The following is a 15,274-nucleotide window of genomic DNA, read 5'->3' as shown; positions in this document are numbered from 1 at the left end:
TTACAATTTTAATGACTTGCCAAAATAGCTGTTTATAAAAACAGTATTTTATTTAGCCTTGCATAAACACCTGTTATACTCCACTCATTATAGATTGAAAAGGCGTAACGATGGACGTTTCTGAATTACTCGATGGCTTAAATGACAAACAACGGGATGCAGTCGCAGCCCCATTGCAAAACATGCTAGTACTTGCAGGTGCGGGTTCTGGTAAAACTCGAGTACTTGTTCATCGCATCGCATGGCTTATGCAAGTTGAGCAAGCTTCTGCATATAGCATCTTTGCGGTAACGTTCACTAACAAAGCCGCGAAAGAAATGCGCACCCGTGTAGAAGAAACGTTAAAAGCACCGGTTGGTGGTATGTGGATTGGTACTTTCCATGGCTTATCTCATCGTATTTTGCGCGCCCATCACCGTGAAGCGAACTTGCCTGAAAGCTTTCAAATCTTAGATTCTGATGATCAACAACGTATGATCAAACGCTTGCTTAAAGCGATGAACATCGATGACAAAAAGTGGCCTGCAAAACAGTTTGGCTGGTATATCAGTGCGAAAAAAGATGAAGGCCTACGTCCTAAAGACATTCAAGCCTACGATATTAACGAGCAAATGATGTTGAAAGTCTATGCTGCGTATCAAGAGGCTTGTGACCGCGCTGGTTTAGTCGACTTTGCAGAAATACTGCTACGCTGCTACGAAGTACTTAAGAATCATCCGACACTTTTACGTCACTATCAACAGCGTTTTGCCCACATGCTGGTAGACGAGTTTCAGGATACCAATACTATTCAATATGCTTGGTTAAAATTACTCGCGGGTAATACGAATAGTATTATGATCGTAGGTGATGATGACCAAAGTATTTATGGCTGGCGTGGCGCAAAAATTGAGAATATCAAACGCTTTTTAACTGACTTCGAAGCCGAAACCATTCGCCTTGAACAAAATTACCGCTCAACAGCAACCATTTTGAAAGCGTCAAATGCGCTGATCAAAAACAATGCTGAACGCATGGGCAAAAGCCTTTGGACAGACGGCAATGATGGTGAGCCTATTTCTGTTTATGCCGCTTTTAATGAATTAGACGAAGCACGCTTTGTTAGCAGCAAGCTACGTAGCTGGCTAAATGCAGGTAATGCATTACAAGACGCCGCCATTTTATACCGTAACAACGCGCAATCTCGTGTACTCGAGGAAGCAATGTTGCAAGAAGGCTTAAAATACCGCATATACGGTGGTATGCGCTTCTTCGAACGCCAAGAGATCAAAGATGCACTTTCGTATTTACGTTTAGTCGGTAACCGCCAAGATGATGCCGCTTTCGAGCGTGTTATTAACACCCCAGCACGCGGCATTGGTGATAAAACGTTAAGCCACATTCGTGATTGCGCGCGGAATGAGTCACTGCCGCTTTGGTATGCCGCAAAAGCAATTGTAGAGCAGCAGCACTTATCTGGCCGTGCAGCAAGTGCAGTCACTAAGTTCTTAGAACTTGTTGAACATATCGAAGATAAAATCAGCGATCTGACCTTAGAAGAGCAAGCTAAATACGCCATTCAAACTTCTGGGTTAATGGCTATGTATCAAGCTGAAAAAGGTGAAAAAGGCCGTGCTCGCGTAGAAAACTTAGAAGAGCTTATTAGTGCGTGTGGCCAATATGAACTACCGGAAGATGAAGAATTCAGCTCGCCACTACAGGGCTTTTTGGCTTATACCTCACTAGAATCAGGCGAGGGCCAAGCCGATGAGCACGAAGACGCGGTTCAAATGATGACCCTGCACTCAGCAAAAGGCTTAGAGTTCCCGCTGGTATTTATGGTCGGTGTTGAAGAAGGCATGTTCCCGTCACAGCAAAGTAATGAAGAATCTGGCCGTTTAGAAGAAGAACGCCGCTTGTGCTATGTAGGTATGACTCGCGCAATGGAAAAACTATACATTAGCCACGCGGAAAGTCGCCGTTTATACGGACAAGAAAAATACCATAGTCCATCACGCTTTTTACGTGAAATGCCTGAAGACTGTATCGAAGAAATTCGTATTAAAACCCAGGTCTCAAGACCACCTGCGGCAGGTCGCTTTAGTCCATCAGTGACGCATGCAGCATTTGAAGATAGCGGCTTTAACTTAGGACAACGTGTATTGCACGCCAAGTTTGGTGCAGGGACCGTACTCAATTACGAGGGTAGCGGCGCACAGTCACGTATTCAAGTGAACTTTGATGACTTAGGCAGCAAATGGCTTGTAACACAGTATGCAAGACTTCAAGCCTTATAATGAGTATATAACAGCACTGTGTAACGAGCTGACGATTGCAAAGCATCGCCAGCTTGTCATAGTGCAAGGAAGCGAAACTTGGTGCTATCAGTTTGCTAGCCAACTAGCGCTTAAAAATAGCTATGTTTTCAGCAGTAGCTCACAATTAGTGAGTAGTGAGTTTCCAAAACATGCTCACCAAATTCTTGGCCAAGAGTTTCAGCACGCAATTTTTGATGGTTTTAGCGGCTTATATATCGATAAACTAGCAGCGCTTGCAGGTACCGTAAAAGCAGGTGGTGTACTGATATTATTACTGCCCAATGACAGTCATTGGCAAGACCCTGCACTAAGGAGTATTACCTCCTATGGCGAAGAGATTACACACAGTTTTTTTAATCAGCGTTTTTTCGCCAAGCTAAAGTTGCAGCCACATTATTTAACTGAGCATTCTCTCCCAGCTTACCAGCCGGTATCGCCAGCAACTGCTGAGATAAACTATCAGCAACAACAGCTATGTGTAGAGCAAATAATTAAAACCGCGACAGGGCGCGCTAATCGACCTTTAGTTATTAGTGCAGATCGAGGTCGTGGTAAGTCAGCCGCTTTAGGGCTTGCAGCAGCAAATCTTCAAGATAAGAAAATCCTTATTTGTGCAACACAAGCTAAAGCCGTACAAACAAGCTTTAAACATTTAGCCGCTAAGCTTGGTATCAGCAAAGAACAAAACTGTAAACAACTAGCTAACCTCAGCTATGTTGCGCCAGATACACTGTTAAACGAAAAACCAGACTGTGATCTGCTATTTGTCGATGAAGCTGCCGCTATTCCTGTACCAATGTTATTGCAGATCCTGAAAAATTACCCACGAATCGTATTTGCTAGCACTATGATTGGTTATGAAGGGAATGGGCGTGGTTACACGTTACGCTTTTTACATTATTTACGTAGCCAATTTAAATCACTAAAGACAATTACTTTGGGCGAACCAATTCGTTTTGCCAACCATGATCCGCTAGAAAATATCATACGTGAACTATTACTACTCGATGCAAAGTACCTAGACACACAAAGTAGTGAAGCATACAAATTTGAAAATATAAGCAAAGAACAACTTATTGATGATGAGCAGCTACTTAGCCAAATTATGGCGCTATTGGCGTTGGCTCATTACCAAACCACGGTTAACGACTTACGCCAATTGCTTGATGCCCCTGAGTTACAGCTATCTATCTGTAAACAAGAAAATGCGTTAAAAGCCGTTTGCTTAATTGCTATTGAGGGTGGCTTAACAGCAGAAATCGCAGAGCAAGTAATAAAAGGAAAGCGTCGACCACATGGTCATTTAATGGCGCAAACTCTGACTCAATTGAGCCGAAATACAGAAGATTTGTGTAAACGCTCAGCGAGAGTGGTAAGAATAGCGGTCGCACCAGAGTCCCATCAACAAGGTATAGGTTCAGCCCTATTAAACTTTTGTGAGAACCAATTAAAAGATTGTAGTTATTTCGGAGCCAGCTTTGGGGCAAACGCTGCTTTAGTTAAGTTTTGGCAAAGTAATGGCTTTAATGTTGTTAAACTTGGATTTAGTCACGATAAAGCGACCGCGGAACATGCTGCCTTAGTGATGAAAGCTTTAGATGAGCAAAGCAAAGATAGAGCTGCACAATTCATTGAAGAATTTAAACAAGACCTCTCTTTGCAACTACTCAGCCATTTTAGCTCACTTCCTTGGCAGCTTATTATGGAACTATTTAAAGGCCTCCCTAGAAGTGACTGTCCTGAAGGCTTAAATGAAAGAGCTGAACGGCTCTTAACAAGCGATATTAACCACTTTCAAGTACAGCCATTGCTATGGCAAATGATTTGGTGCACACCAATTAGTCTAAATTTATTAGATGAAAATACAAAATTCATCCTAATTCGACTAGTATTACAGCAAACCTCTGTAAATAGCTTGATCGAAGAAGCCGGTTTTACAGGTAAAAAAGACTTAGACTTAAAGTTCAAAACCGCAGTGCAAGGTTGGTATGCTCACTATAAATCTCTTCAAAATAACAGCCATTAAGTGTTTCTGTATATATACCTTACTGCTATCTCAGTTCGCTTTCGCTGAGCTTAAACAACCAACTATTAAACTTGGCATGTCTACAGCACTGACTGGACCTGCTAAGCAAATAGGCGAACAACTAGCGCTTGGCAGTAATATTTACTTCAATAAAATCAACAAAGAAAACGGTATTAATGGGCAAAGTATCGATCTAATATTAGCTGATGATGGCTATGAGCCAAAAAATGCCGTAGTGAATACCCGCGAGTTTTTATTTGACCAAAAGATCCATGCAATTTTTGGCTCAATGGGAACACCGACAGCCCATGCAATTAAACCCCTGCTAGATAGGCACCGCATTCCATTTCTAATGCCATTTACGGGCGCTGACTTTTTACATAACAGTTCAATGCCAAATGTATTTAACCTCCGTGCCAGCTACCAAGATGAAGCGATTGAGCAAATTAACTATTTAATCAAAGAGCAAAAGCATGAAAAAATTGGGCTAATGATCCAGGCTGATGAATTTGGTTATATGGTTGAGAGCAACCTGGTTAACGCACTAAAAATACATGGAATTAAGCCAGTAGAAGTTGCTCGATTTAAGCGTAATAGTCAGGATATCTCTAAGGCATTAACTCTGTTAAAGGAAAGTAATGCAACCGCAATTTGTTTAGTTGGCACCTACGAGCCTCTCGCTGAATTTATTAATGCAGCAAACAAACAAGGCTTCAACCCTGACTATACTTCTGTGTCTTTCGTTTCCAGTCATGATTTATACAAGCGTGTCAAACAACCCGCCAACATTATGGTCACCGAAGTGGTTCCCGACCCAAATAACTGTAAAAACTCTTGGTGTAAGCAGTTTATTGAAGATATCGAGCCATATCACACTAGTGCAAATAGAATTATTTTTGAAGGTTATTTGAATGCCGTTGCATTGGTTAGCGCTGCCAAGAAATGTCCAACACCATTAAACAATCAATGCTTACTTACCGAATTAAATCGTTTGTTTACTGACACGTCTGATTTCGCTGATTTATTTAACACCCACTCCGCAGGAAATAACAAAAAAATCTACCGCTCATATTTTAAAAGTAATTAGGTTAAACTACGACTAAAATACAATAATGTTCTATGCTATAGAGACTTAACAAGGCTTTGAGGGAAATATGGATCTGATTAATTTTCGAGTTGGGCAAAAGACCATTTCACTAAAAATTCTCGATATTCTTCTAACTGAGCGTTACGAAGGAAATCTCACGTCTTTGCCAAATGAAAATAAAAGCTTCATTGGGGTTAAAGATTACATGGAAACTCCTACGCCTATTTTTGATTTAGGAATTGTATTAAACAATCACTCCACCAAAGACACCAATGCCGAGTTATCTGACCTTTTAGTTGAAAGAGAAAAAGACCACTTAGATTGGCTAGATGCCTTAGAAAATAGCTTAGTTACCGGCGCGCCTTTTACAAAAGCCACTGATCCAGATAAATGTGCTTTTGGTCGTTGGTATAATAACTTCGAAACAGATAATGAAGACTTAAAAAGTATATTAGCTAAGTTCGATAAGCCACACCGCGAATTACATGCCATGGCTGGTGAGTTATTAGAATTGCAAAAAAGCCAACCTCACGACAAAGTCATTAGCTTATTTGCAGAGAAAAAGCGCCAAACATTCAATCAGCTTATTAGGCTATTTGAATCGGCACGTGAGCAGATCATTCTTGATTACAAGCCAATAATCATCTTCACTACTAAAGATGGCGTTACGCCACATATAGGCTTATTAGTCGACAAAGTAGAAGACAGCATCAACGTTAAGAAAGAAGACATTAAACCGCTAGAACAATTAACCTCTGTTGGTTTTGATGTTGACCCGCAAACTAAAAACATGATGCGCGGACTAATTAAAATGAAGCATAAACACAGCTTATTATTAGACCCAAGCGCCATCTTCCGTCCAGAACACCTAATGCGCCACGAGGCAGAAGAAACCGAAGAGTATGGGCTTTTTTAGTTAGCAAGTTGCGAGTGTAAAGTCATAAAGGCTCTAGGCAAAGTGTAGTTGTAGGAATGGCTTTAGCCATGAATGTGTTTGTTAAGGTCTAGATACGGCACTGACGTGCCTCCTACAAGGTTTTGTTGCTGAGGGAGACTCTGCACTATACAACCCCACATTTCAGCTGACGTCTGACGGCTGAAAGCTGACATCTCCAGACGCAAAAAAGCCCGACTCTTTCGAATCGGGCTTTCTTTAATTTGGAGCCTGGCAATGTCCTACTTTCACATGGCAAATGCCACACTATCATCGGCGCTGTTTCGTTTCACTACTGAGTTCGGCATGGGGTCAGGTGGGTCCAAAACGCTATTGTCACCAAGCAAATTTGGGTCGTTAATCGCCTTGGCAATCAACTAAAATTCGGAATTCTGATATCAAGTAAATGTCTACTTTAGTTTCTTAACTTCTGTCTGTTACGCTGTCATAAAACGCGTTTGGCGTTGTATGGTTAAGCCTCACGGGTAATTAGTACAGGTTAGCTTAATGGCTCGCACCACTTCCACATCCTGCCTATCAACGTTGTAGTCTTCAACGGCCCTTCAGAGACTTTAAAAGTCTAGTGAGAACTCATCTCGAGGCCTGCTTCGCGCTTAGATGCTTTCAGCGCTTATCAGTTCCGAACGTAGCTACCGGGCAGTGCCATTGGCATGACAACCCGAACACCAGCGGTTCGTTCACTCCGGTCCTCTCGTACTAGGAGCAACCCCTCTCAATTCTCAAACGCCCACGGCAGATAGGGACCGAACTGTCTCACGACGTTCTAAACCCAGCTCGCGTACCACTTTAAATGGCGAACAGCCATACCCTTGGGACCGACTTCAGCCCCAGGATGTGATGAGCCGACATCGAGGTGCCAAACACCGCCGTCGATATGAACTCTTGGGCGGTATCAGCCTGTTATCCCCGGAGTACCTTTTATCCGTTGAGCGATGGCCCTTCCATTCAGAACCACCGGATCACTATGACCTACTTTCGTACCTGCTCGACGTGTCTGTCTCGCAGTTAAGCTGGCTTCTACCATTACACTAACCGTACGATGTCCGACCGTACTTAGCCAACCTTCGTGCTCCTCCGTTACTCTTTGGGAGGAGACCGCCCCAGTCAAACTACCCACCAGGCACTGTCCGTAATCCCGATTAGGGACCAACGTTAGAACATCAAAACTACAAGGGTGGTATTTCAAGGACGGCTCCACAAAGACTAGCGTCTCTGCTTCAAAGCCTCCCACCTATCCTACACATGTAGGTTCAATGTTCAGTGCCAAGCTGTAGTAAAGGTTCACGGGGTCTTTCCGTCTAGCCGCGGGTACACAGCATCTTCACTGCGATTTCAATTTCACTGAGTCTCGGGTGGAGACAGCGTGGCCATGGTTACACCATTCGTGCAGGTCGGAACTTACCCGACAAGGAATTTCGCTACCTTAGGACCGTTATAGTTACGGCCGCCGTTTACCGGGGCTTCGATCAAGAGCTTCGTCCGAAAACTAACCCCATCAATTAACCTTCCGGCACCGGGCAGGTGTCACACCGTATACGTCATCTTGCGATTTTGCACAGTGCTGTGTTTTTAATAAACAGTCCCAGCCACCTGGTCACTGCGGCTCCCGTCCGCTTAAAGAGCAAGTCTCATCACAGATAGGAGCGTACCTTCTCCCGAAGTTACGGTACGATTTTGCCTAGTTCCTTCACCCGAGTTCTCTCAAGCGCCTTAGTATTCTCTACCTGACCACCTGTGTCGGTTTGGGGTACGATTCGGTATAATCTGAAGCTTAGAGGCTTTTCCTGGAAGTATGGCATCAACAACTTCACACCCTTGGGTGCTCGTCTCGTGTCTCAGTCTTAAGAGTCCGGATTTTCCTAAACTCTCAACCTACTCACTTTCACATGGACAACCAACGCCATGCTTGTTTAGCCTGCTCCGTCCCCCCATCGCAATTATACCAAGTACGGGAATATTAACCCGTTTCCCATCGACTACGCCTTTCGGCCTCGCCTTAGGGGTCGACTTACCCTACCCTGATTAACATGGGATAGGAACCCTTGGTCTTCCGGCGTGCGGGTTTTTCACCCGCATTATCGTTACTCATGTCAGCATTCGCACTTCTGATACCTCCAGCATACCTCCCGGTACACCTTCAACGGCTTACAGAACGCTCCCCTACCACTCAAACAAAGTTTGAATCCGCAGCTTCGGTGCATAGTTTAGCCCCGTTACATCTTCCGCGCAGACCGACTCGACCAGTGAGCTATTACGCTTTCTTTAAAGGATGGCTGCTTCTAAGCCAACCTCCTGGCTGTCTGGGCCTTTCCACATCGTTTCCCACTTAACTATGACTTTGGGACCTTAGCTGGCGGTCTGGGTTGTTTCCCTCTTCACGACGGACGTTAGCACCCGCCGTGTGTCTCCCGGATAGTACTTTACGGTATTCGGAGTTTGCAAAGGGTTGGTAAGTCGGGATGACCCCCTAGCCTTAACAGTGCTCTACCCCCGTAAGTATTCGTCCGAGGCTCTACCTAAATAGATTTCGGGGAGAACCAGCTATCTCCCGGTTTGATTAGCCTTTCACTCCTAGCCACAGGTCATCCCCTAACTTTTCAACGTTAGTGGGTTCGGTCCTCCAGTTGATGTTACTCAACCTTCAACCTGCCCATGGCTAGATCACCGGGTTTCGGGTCTATACCTTGCAACTAAACGCGCAGTTAACGCTCGCTTTCACTACGGCTACCCTAATCGGTTAACCTCGCTACAAAATATAAGTCGCTGACCCATTATACAAAAGGTACGCAGTCACCCTCGAGGGGCTCCTACTGCTTGTACGTACACGGTTTCAGGTTCTATTTCACTCCCCTCACAGGGGTTCTTTTCGCCTTTCCCTCACGGTACTGGTTCACTATCGGTCAGTTGGGAGTATTTAGCCTTAGATGATGGTCCACCTATATTCAGTCAAAGTTTCACGTGCTCCGACCTACTCGATTTCACTTAAGATGCATTTTCGTGTACGGGACTATCACCCTGTATCGTCAAACTTTCCAGAATGTTTCACTAACACATAATAAGCTTAAGGGCTGGTCCGGTTTCGCTCGCCGCTACTTCCGGAATCTCGGTTGATTTCTGTTCCTACGGGTACTTAGATGTTTCAGTTCTCCGCGTTCGCCTCGTTAACCTATGTATTCAGTTAACGATACCTGCAAGCAGGTGGGTTTCCCCATTCGGAAATCCTAGTCTCAAGCGCTTTTTACTAGCTTGACTAGGCTTATCGCAAGTTAATACGTCCTTCATCGCCTCCAACTGCCAAGGCATCCACCGTGTACGCTTAGTCACTTAACCATACAACCCAAACGGGTCTTTGTTAGTGACAGCTGTTAACTTCGCCAGAAGTTAATTCATCAAATAATGATGAGAATACTAAAGTAGATACCAATTAATCTTTCGATTAATGGCATATTTTTACTTTTGAAAACTCTTTATAGATACGAATATCTATAAGAATTTTAATATCAGCTTTCCAAATTTTTAAAGAGCATATTAATTAGTTAAACCAAGTGGTTTAGCTAACTAACAATCATCTGTGTGGACACTACGAACAAATAAGTTCTAAATCGTATAAGGAGGTGATCCAGCCCCAGGTTCCCCTAGGGCTACCTTGTTACGACTTCACCCCAGTCATGAATCACTCCGTGGTGAACGTCCTCCCGAAGGTTAGACTATCCACTTCTGGAGCAACCCACTCCCATGGTGTGACGGGCGGTGTGTACAAGGCCCGGGAACGTATTCACCGCATCATTCTGATATGCGATTACTAGCGATTCCGACTTCATGGAGTCGAGTTGCAGACTCCAATCCGGACTACGACGCACTTTAAGTGATTCGCTTACCCTCGCAGGTTCGCAGCACTCTGTATGCGCCATTGTAGCACGTGTGTAGCCCTACACGTAAGGGCCATGATGACTTGACGTCGTCCCCACCTTCCTCCGGTTTATCACCGGCAGTCTCCTTAGAGTTCCCGACCGAATCGCTGGCAACTAAGGATAGGGGTTGCGCTCGTTGCGGGACTTAACCCAACATCTCACAACACGAGCTGACGACAGCCATGCAGCACCTGTATCAGAGTTCCCGAAGGCACCAAACCATCTCTGGTAAGTTCTCTGTATGTCAAGTGTAGGTAAGGTTCTTCGCGTTGCATCGAATTAAACCACATGCTCCACCGCTTGTGCGGGCCCCCGTCAATTCATTTGAGTTTTAACCTTGCGGCCGTACTCCCCAGGCGGTCTACTTAATGCGTTAGCTTTGAAAAACAAGTCCGAAGACCCGAGCTTCTAGTAGACATCGTTTACGGCGTGGACTACCAGGGTATCTAATCCTGTTTGCTCCCCACGCTTTCGTACATGAGCGTCAGTGTTGACCCAGGTGGCTGCCTTCGCCATCGGTATTCCTTCAGATCTCTACGCATTTCACCGCTACACCTGAAATTCTACCACCCTCTATCACACTCTAGTTTGCCAGTTCGAAATGCAGTTCCCAGGTTGAGCCCGGGGCTTTCACATCTCGCTTAACAAACCGCCTGCGTACGCTTTACGCCCAGTAATTCCGATTAACGCTCGCACCCTCCGTATTACCGCGGCTGCTGGCACGGAGTTAGCCGGTGCTTCTTCTGTAAGTAACGTCACAGCTAAGTGCTATTAACACTTAACCTTTCCTCCTTACTGAAAGTGCTTTACAACCCGAAGGCCTTCTTCACACACGCGGCATGGCTGCATCAGGCTTGCGCCCATTGTGCAATATTCCCCACTGCTGCCTCCCGTAGGAGTCTGGGCCGTGTCTCAGTCCCAGTGTGGCTGATCATCCTCTCAAACCAGCTAGGGATCGTCGCCTTGGTGAGCCATTACCTCACCAACTAGCTAATCCCACTTGGGCTAATCTTATGGCGTGAGGCCCGAAGGTCCCCCACTTTGGTCCGTAGACATCATGCGGTATTAGCAGTCGTTTCCAACTGTTGTCCCCCACCATAAGGCATATTCCCAAGCATTACTCACCCGTCCGCCGCTCGACGCCAGAGGTGCAAGCACCTCTTCGTTTCCGCTCGACTTGCATGTGTTAGGCCTGCCGCCAGCGTTCAATCTGAGCCATGATCAAACTCTTCAATTAAAAGTTTTTTCTGTCCCGAAGGACATGCTCAATGAATTCTGAATTTTGATATCTTTCGATATCGAATTGACTGTGCTGAAACAAGTAAACTTGTTTCCGTTGGTCACTCAGTTCAATTGAGACTCTAAATTTGTTTGCGTCATCTAGCGAACTAGAATCTGCTGTTAGAACTCAATCTGTACGAGTGCCCACACAGATGATTGCTTTATATTGTTAAAGAACGTTTGAGATACTTTCGCGTCTCAAGGGCTGTGCATTCTACGCAAGCCGTTATTTTTGTCAACACTTAATTTTGAGAAAAGTTTATTTTTTCAAAACTCAGTTTTACTTGACTCAACCAACTCGTCGTTTTGCTTTTTTGTAAGCAGTCCGCCGTGTCGGTGGATGCGCATTATAGGGAGATCCGAATTCAGATCAACTGTTTTTTGCAGTTTTTATTAAAAAAATGACTGTTCGCGCAAAATACGAACGAAACGCGTAAAAACAATACTAAAAAAGGCCCCAGAGGGCCTTTTGACGTTATTTTACTATGAGCTTCCAACCTACTTTTGCTTGTAGCTTGGACTCTAGTTGCAGCTCACTGGCCATTAATGGGTGATATTTTAACCAATCACCATCAAATGTCAGTGTGAGGGTGTTTTCATTAACACTGAGATCGATTGCTGGCAGTACATCATCTTGGCGGCGCATTGATAAGATTACTGCAATCCGCAAGACTCTTGTTAAACATTCAGCTAACTGCTGATGGCAACCTAAATGAGCAAAGCTGTTTTTTAGCAGATCAGCACGATGTTCATTAGCAACAGCCGTTATCAATTTATGTTCAGATTGTGAGAAACCTGGCAAATCGGTATTTTCTATAATGTAAGCTGTGTGCTTATGATAAAGCTTATACTCTATTAACAAGCCAATCTCATGCAGTTTTGCTACCGTTCTTAATAATGCTATTGCGTTATCATCGATTGATTGCCATTGCTGCGCTACATTTTTTGCCAGTTGCTCTGCAAGTTGCGCAACGCGACAGGCTTGTTTTTGATCAACATGATAGCGATTCATTAAACCATCAACAGTACGCTTACGAATATCGTGGTTATGAAGCTCTGGCACCATGCTGTATAAAACACCTTCACGCAAGGCACCGCGAGCAAGGCCCATTTGCTTAATATCTAGCGATTCAAACAATGCGATTAAAATAGCGAGGCCAGAGACAAACACCAAACGGCGTTCTTCACTCAACCCTGGAAGCTCAAGATCAGCAATTGTTGCAAATTGCACTGATTGTTCTTTAATGGCGAGTAGTTTATCGAGAGTTAATAGCTCATCTTGATTTTGTGCAACCATGATCTCTTGAATCGCTTGCACAGTACCCGATGCGCCACTCGCTATTTGCCACCCGCTCGCTTGGTATTCATCAACAATTTCTGAAACGACTTCACTGGCAGCTTTAATTGCAGCTGCAAAGTTTTCGTTGCTGAGTTTTTGATCTTTGAAATAGCGCTCTAAAAAGGTGACACAACCCATATGCAGGCTTTTATAGTGCAATGCATCAAAACCTTTACCGATAACGACTTCGGTACTTGCCCCACCGATATCAATAACGAGTTGTTTTCCGCTACAGGCAGAGGTATGCGCCACACCTTTATAAATTGTCTTAGCTTCTAACTCACCGCTGATAACATTGATTTTATGACCAAGGATCTGTTCAGCTTTTTCCTTGAATACATCAGCATTGATAGCAAGACGTAAAGTTGCGGTCGCAACAATTGTGATGTTTTTCTGTGGTATGTCTTGCAAACGTTCAGCGAACAAGGCTAAGCATTCCCAACCTCGTTGCATGGCTTCTGTGCTTAGGACGTTATTTTCATCAAGCCCTGCAGCAAGCCTTACTTTACGTTTAACTCGACCGATCGTTTGTAGACCGCCAGCAATCGATTTAGCGATCAGCATATGAAAGCTATTTGATCCTAAGTCGATTACTGCATACACATTTTTTTGCGGTTGAAGTTGCCCCACCGTTCAAAAACCTCTAGTTACTACTAAGTCTTCAATAACGGTCGTTTATTGCGACCGCGATTTCTGGTAACTATTATTTGGTCGACGTCCGTTGTTATTACGATTACGTGGGCCTGTAGAATAGTTCCGCTTTTTCTGAATAGTAGGCTTAGTTAAATCATCAAGCAATGCACTTTTATCATAATGTGATAATGGAATGCTGTGTTCTATATATTGCTCAATTTCGTGGAGATTATAGGCATACTGCTCACAGGCAAAGCTAATAGCGTGTCCTGATGCACCAGCACGTCCAGTACGGCCAATACGGTGTACATAGTCTTCACAATCATCTGGCAAATCAAAATTAAATACATGACTTACTTCTGGGATATGTAAACCACGGGCAGCAACATCTGTTGCAACTAAGAAATCTAAATCACCTTTGGTAAATTGAGCCAAAATTGATTGACGCTTTTTCTGGTTTACATCACCGGTTAATAAACCAACTCGGTGACCATCTGCTTTCATCCATGCATAAACATTCTCACAACTGTGTTTCGTGTTTGCAAACACAATTGCTTTATCTGGCCATTCTTCTTCAATCAATGTTAACAGTAACTTAATTTTGTCATCTTGTGATGGATGGAATAGCTCTTCTTGAATTCGCTTACCTGTTTTTACATCAGGTTCAACTTGAACATGCTCTGGGTTAGTCATATGTTCAAATGCTAATTCCTGAACACGATAAGACAAGGTTGCTGAGAATAGTAGATTTAAACGCTCAGACGCTTCTGGCATACGTCTAAACATATAACGGATATCTTTTATGAAGCCTAAATCGAACATTCGATCTGCCTCATCAAGCACCACAACTTCAATTTCGTTCAGGGTATAGCAGCCCTGTTTATATAAATCGATAAGGCGTCCAGTGGTACCAATTAAAATATCAACACCTTTTTCTAGTTGTGCACGTTGTTTTTCGTAATCTTCGCCACCATATACTAAACCTAAGTTAAGATTACAGTGTGGCGCTAAAATTTTTGCATCTTTGTGTATCTGAATCGCCAGCTCCCTTGTTGGGGCCATGATCAGGGCTCTTGGATGTTTACTAGGTGCTTTGCTAGATTGTAATAACCGATGGCACGTGGCAGTTAGAAACGCCAACGTTTTGCCCGTACCTGTTTGTGCTTGGCCCGCAATATCGCGGCCTTCACAAATAAAAGGTAGGCATTTCGCTTGAATGGGTGTGCAATATTCAAACCCATTTTCGGTTAAACCGGCAACCACTTCCGGTGCGATAGCAAAGTCTGAAAACTTTTTATCGGTCAAATGTGTCTTAGTCATAGCGTTTAAGCATAACGTTTAAACTTGCAATAAGAAACAAGAGTGTTTAAATACGCATTAAATATTTCGCCTAACTAATCGGAGATCGCAATGAGCGAGAAAATTATTCAATTAACTGACGATAGCTTTGAAGCTGACGTACTACAATCAGACAAACCTGTACTTGTTGATTTTTGGGCTGAATGGTGCGGACCTTGTAAAATGATCGCCCCTATTCTTGACGAAGTAGCTGGCGAGTTTGATGGCCGTGTTACCGTTGGTAAACTTAACATCGATCAAAACGCAGGCACACCACCTAAATTTGGTATTCGTGGTATCCCTACGTTACTTCTTTTCAAAGATGGTCAGGTTGCAGCAACCAAAGTTGGTGCACTTTCTAAGACTCAATTAGTAGAGTTTTTAGAAAACAACATCTAATGAAAATA

Annotated in this window: 7 protein-coding genes and 3 rRNA genes; 5 read left to right on the top strand and 5 right to left on the bottom strand. The window is 43.9% G+C overall.

Features of this window, described 5'->3' with window-relative positions; translation table 11 throughout:
* Positions 1–110 precede the first annotated feature (110 nt).
* The 4 genes from uvrD to QUE86_RS08440 all read left to right on the top strand — a co-directional run bounded on the left by uvrD (position 111) and on the right by QUE86_RS08440 (position 6,326).
* Positions 111–2,276 carry a DNA helicase II gene (gene uvrD, locus QUE86_RS08455; RefSeq protein WP_054563945.1) on the top strand — a complete coding sequence of 722 codons (2,166 nt, stop codon included), beginning with the start codon at positions 111–113 and terminating at the stop codon, positions 2,274–2,276.
* Positions 2,254–4,323, top strand: a complete 2,070-nt coding sequence (locus tag QUE86_RS08450) for a GNAT family N-acetyltransferase (RefSeq protein WP_286256570.1) — start codon at positions 2,254–2,256, stop codon at positions 4,321–4,323. The genes uvrD and QUE86_RS08450 overlap by 23 nt, the downstream gene beginning before the upstream one ends.
* Positions 4,286–5,410, top strand: coding sequence for an ABC transporter substrate-binding protein (locus QUE86_RS08445; RefSeq protein ID WP_130050024.1), 1,125 nt, complete (start codon positions 4,286–4,288; stop codon positions 5,408–5,410). Before QUE86_RS08450 ends, QUE86_RS08445 begins: the two co-directional genes overlap by 38 nt.
* Positions 5,411–5,477: 67 nt before the next feature.
* Positions 5,478–6,326: a CZB domain-containing protein gene (locus QUE86_RS08440; RefSeq protein WP_178926481.1), complete on the top strand. Its 849-nt coding sequence runs from the start codon at positions 5,478–5,480 to the stop codon at positions 6,324–6,326.
* Positions 6,327–6,573: 247 nt separating this feature from the next.
* Here QUE86_RS08440 and rrf read toward each other — a convergent pair.
* The 5 genes from rrf to rhlB all read right to left on the bottom strand — a co-directional run bounded on the left by rrf (position 6,574) and on the right by rhlB (position 14,849).
* Positions 6,574–6,688, bottom strand: a 5S ribosomal RNA gene (gene rrf / locus QUE86_RS08435).
* Positions 6,689–6,812: 124 nt separating this feature from the next.
* A 23S ribosomal RNA gene (locus QUE86_RS08430) occupies positions 6,813–9,695 on the bottom strand.
* A 277-nt stretch (positions 9,696–9,972) separates the two neighbouring features.
* Positions 9,973–11,513, bottom strand: a 16S ribosomal RNA gene (locus tag QUE86_RS08425).
* Together the 16S, 23S and 5S rRNA genes form the textbook arrangement of a ribosomal RNA operon.
* Before the next feature lie 519 nt (positions 11,514–12,032).
* The gene (gene gppA / locus QUE86_RS08420) at positions 12,033–13,526 is read right to left on the bottom strand and encodes a guanosine-5'-triphosphate,3'-diphosphate diphosphatase (protein ID WP_250661520.1); all 1,494 of its coding nucleotides are present in this window, start codon (positions 13,524–13,526) and stop codon (positions 12,033–12,035) included.
* A gap of 45 nt (positions 13,527–13,571) precedes the next feature.
* Positions 13,572–14,849 (bottom strand): ATP-dependent RNA helicase RhlB, encoded by a 1,278-nt coding sequence (gene rhlB / locus QUE86_RS08415; RefSeq protein ID WP_130050027.1) that lies wholly within the window; start codon positions 14,847–14,849, stop codon positions 13,572–13,574.
* Between the two features lie 90 nt (positions 14,850–14,939).
* Here rhlB and trxA point away from each other — a divergent pair, with 90 nt between their 5' ends.
* Complete coding sequence (gene trxA, locus QUE86_RS08410) at positions 14,940–15,266, top strand: thioredoxin TrxA (RefSeq protein WP_054554679.1); 327 nt, start codon at positions 14,940–14,942, stop codon at positions 15,264–15,266.
* Positions 15,267–15,274 lie beyond the last annotated feature (8 nt).

It is taken from the genome of Pseudoalteromonas apostichopi, from assembly GCF_030297135.1.
GTDB lineage: Bacteria > Pseudomonadota > Gammaproteobacteria > Enterobacterales > Alteromonadaceae > Pseudoalteromonas > Pseudoalteromonas apostichopi.
Note: the sequence above shows the minus strand (reverse complement) of the source record. Positions and strands in the feature narration are given on the sequence as shown.

What these genes read in the sequence shown, in the direction of transcription:
- QUE86_RS08450 (WP_286256570.1), top strand. Translation starts at nt 2,254, where the DNA reads ATGCAAGACTTCAAGCCTTATAATGAGTATATAACAGCACTGTGTAAC.
- QUE86_RS08445 (WP_130050024.1), top strand. Translation starts at nt 4,286, where the DNA reads ATGCTCACTATAAATCTCTTCAAAATAACAGCCATTAAGTGTTTCTGT.
- uvrD (WP_054563945.1), top strand. Translation starts at nt 111, where the DNA reads ATGGACGTTTCTGAATTACTCGATGGCTTAAATGACAAACAACGGGAT.
- QUE86_RS08440 (WP_178926481.1), top strand. Translation starts at nt 5,478, where the DNA reads ATGGATCTGATTAATTTTCGAGTTGGGCAAAAGACCATTTCACTAAAA.
- rhlB (WP_130050027.1), bottom strand. Translation starts at nt 14,849, where the DNA reads ATGACTAAGACACATTTGACCGATAAAAAGTTTTCAGACTTTGCTATC.
- trxA (WP_054554679.1), top strand. Translation starts at nt 14,940, where the DNA reads ATGAGCGAGAAAATTATTCAATTAACTGACGATAGCTTTGAAGCTGAC.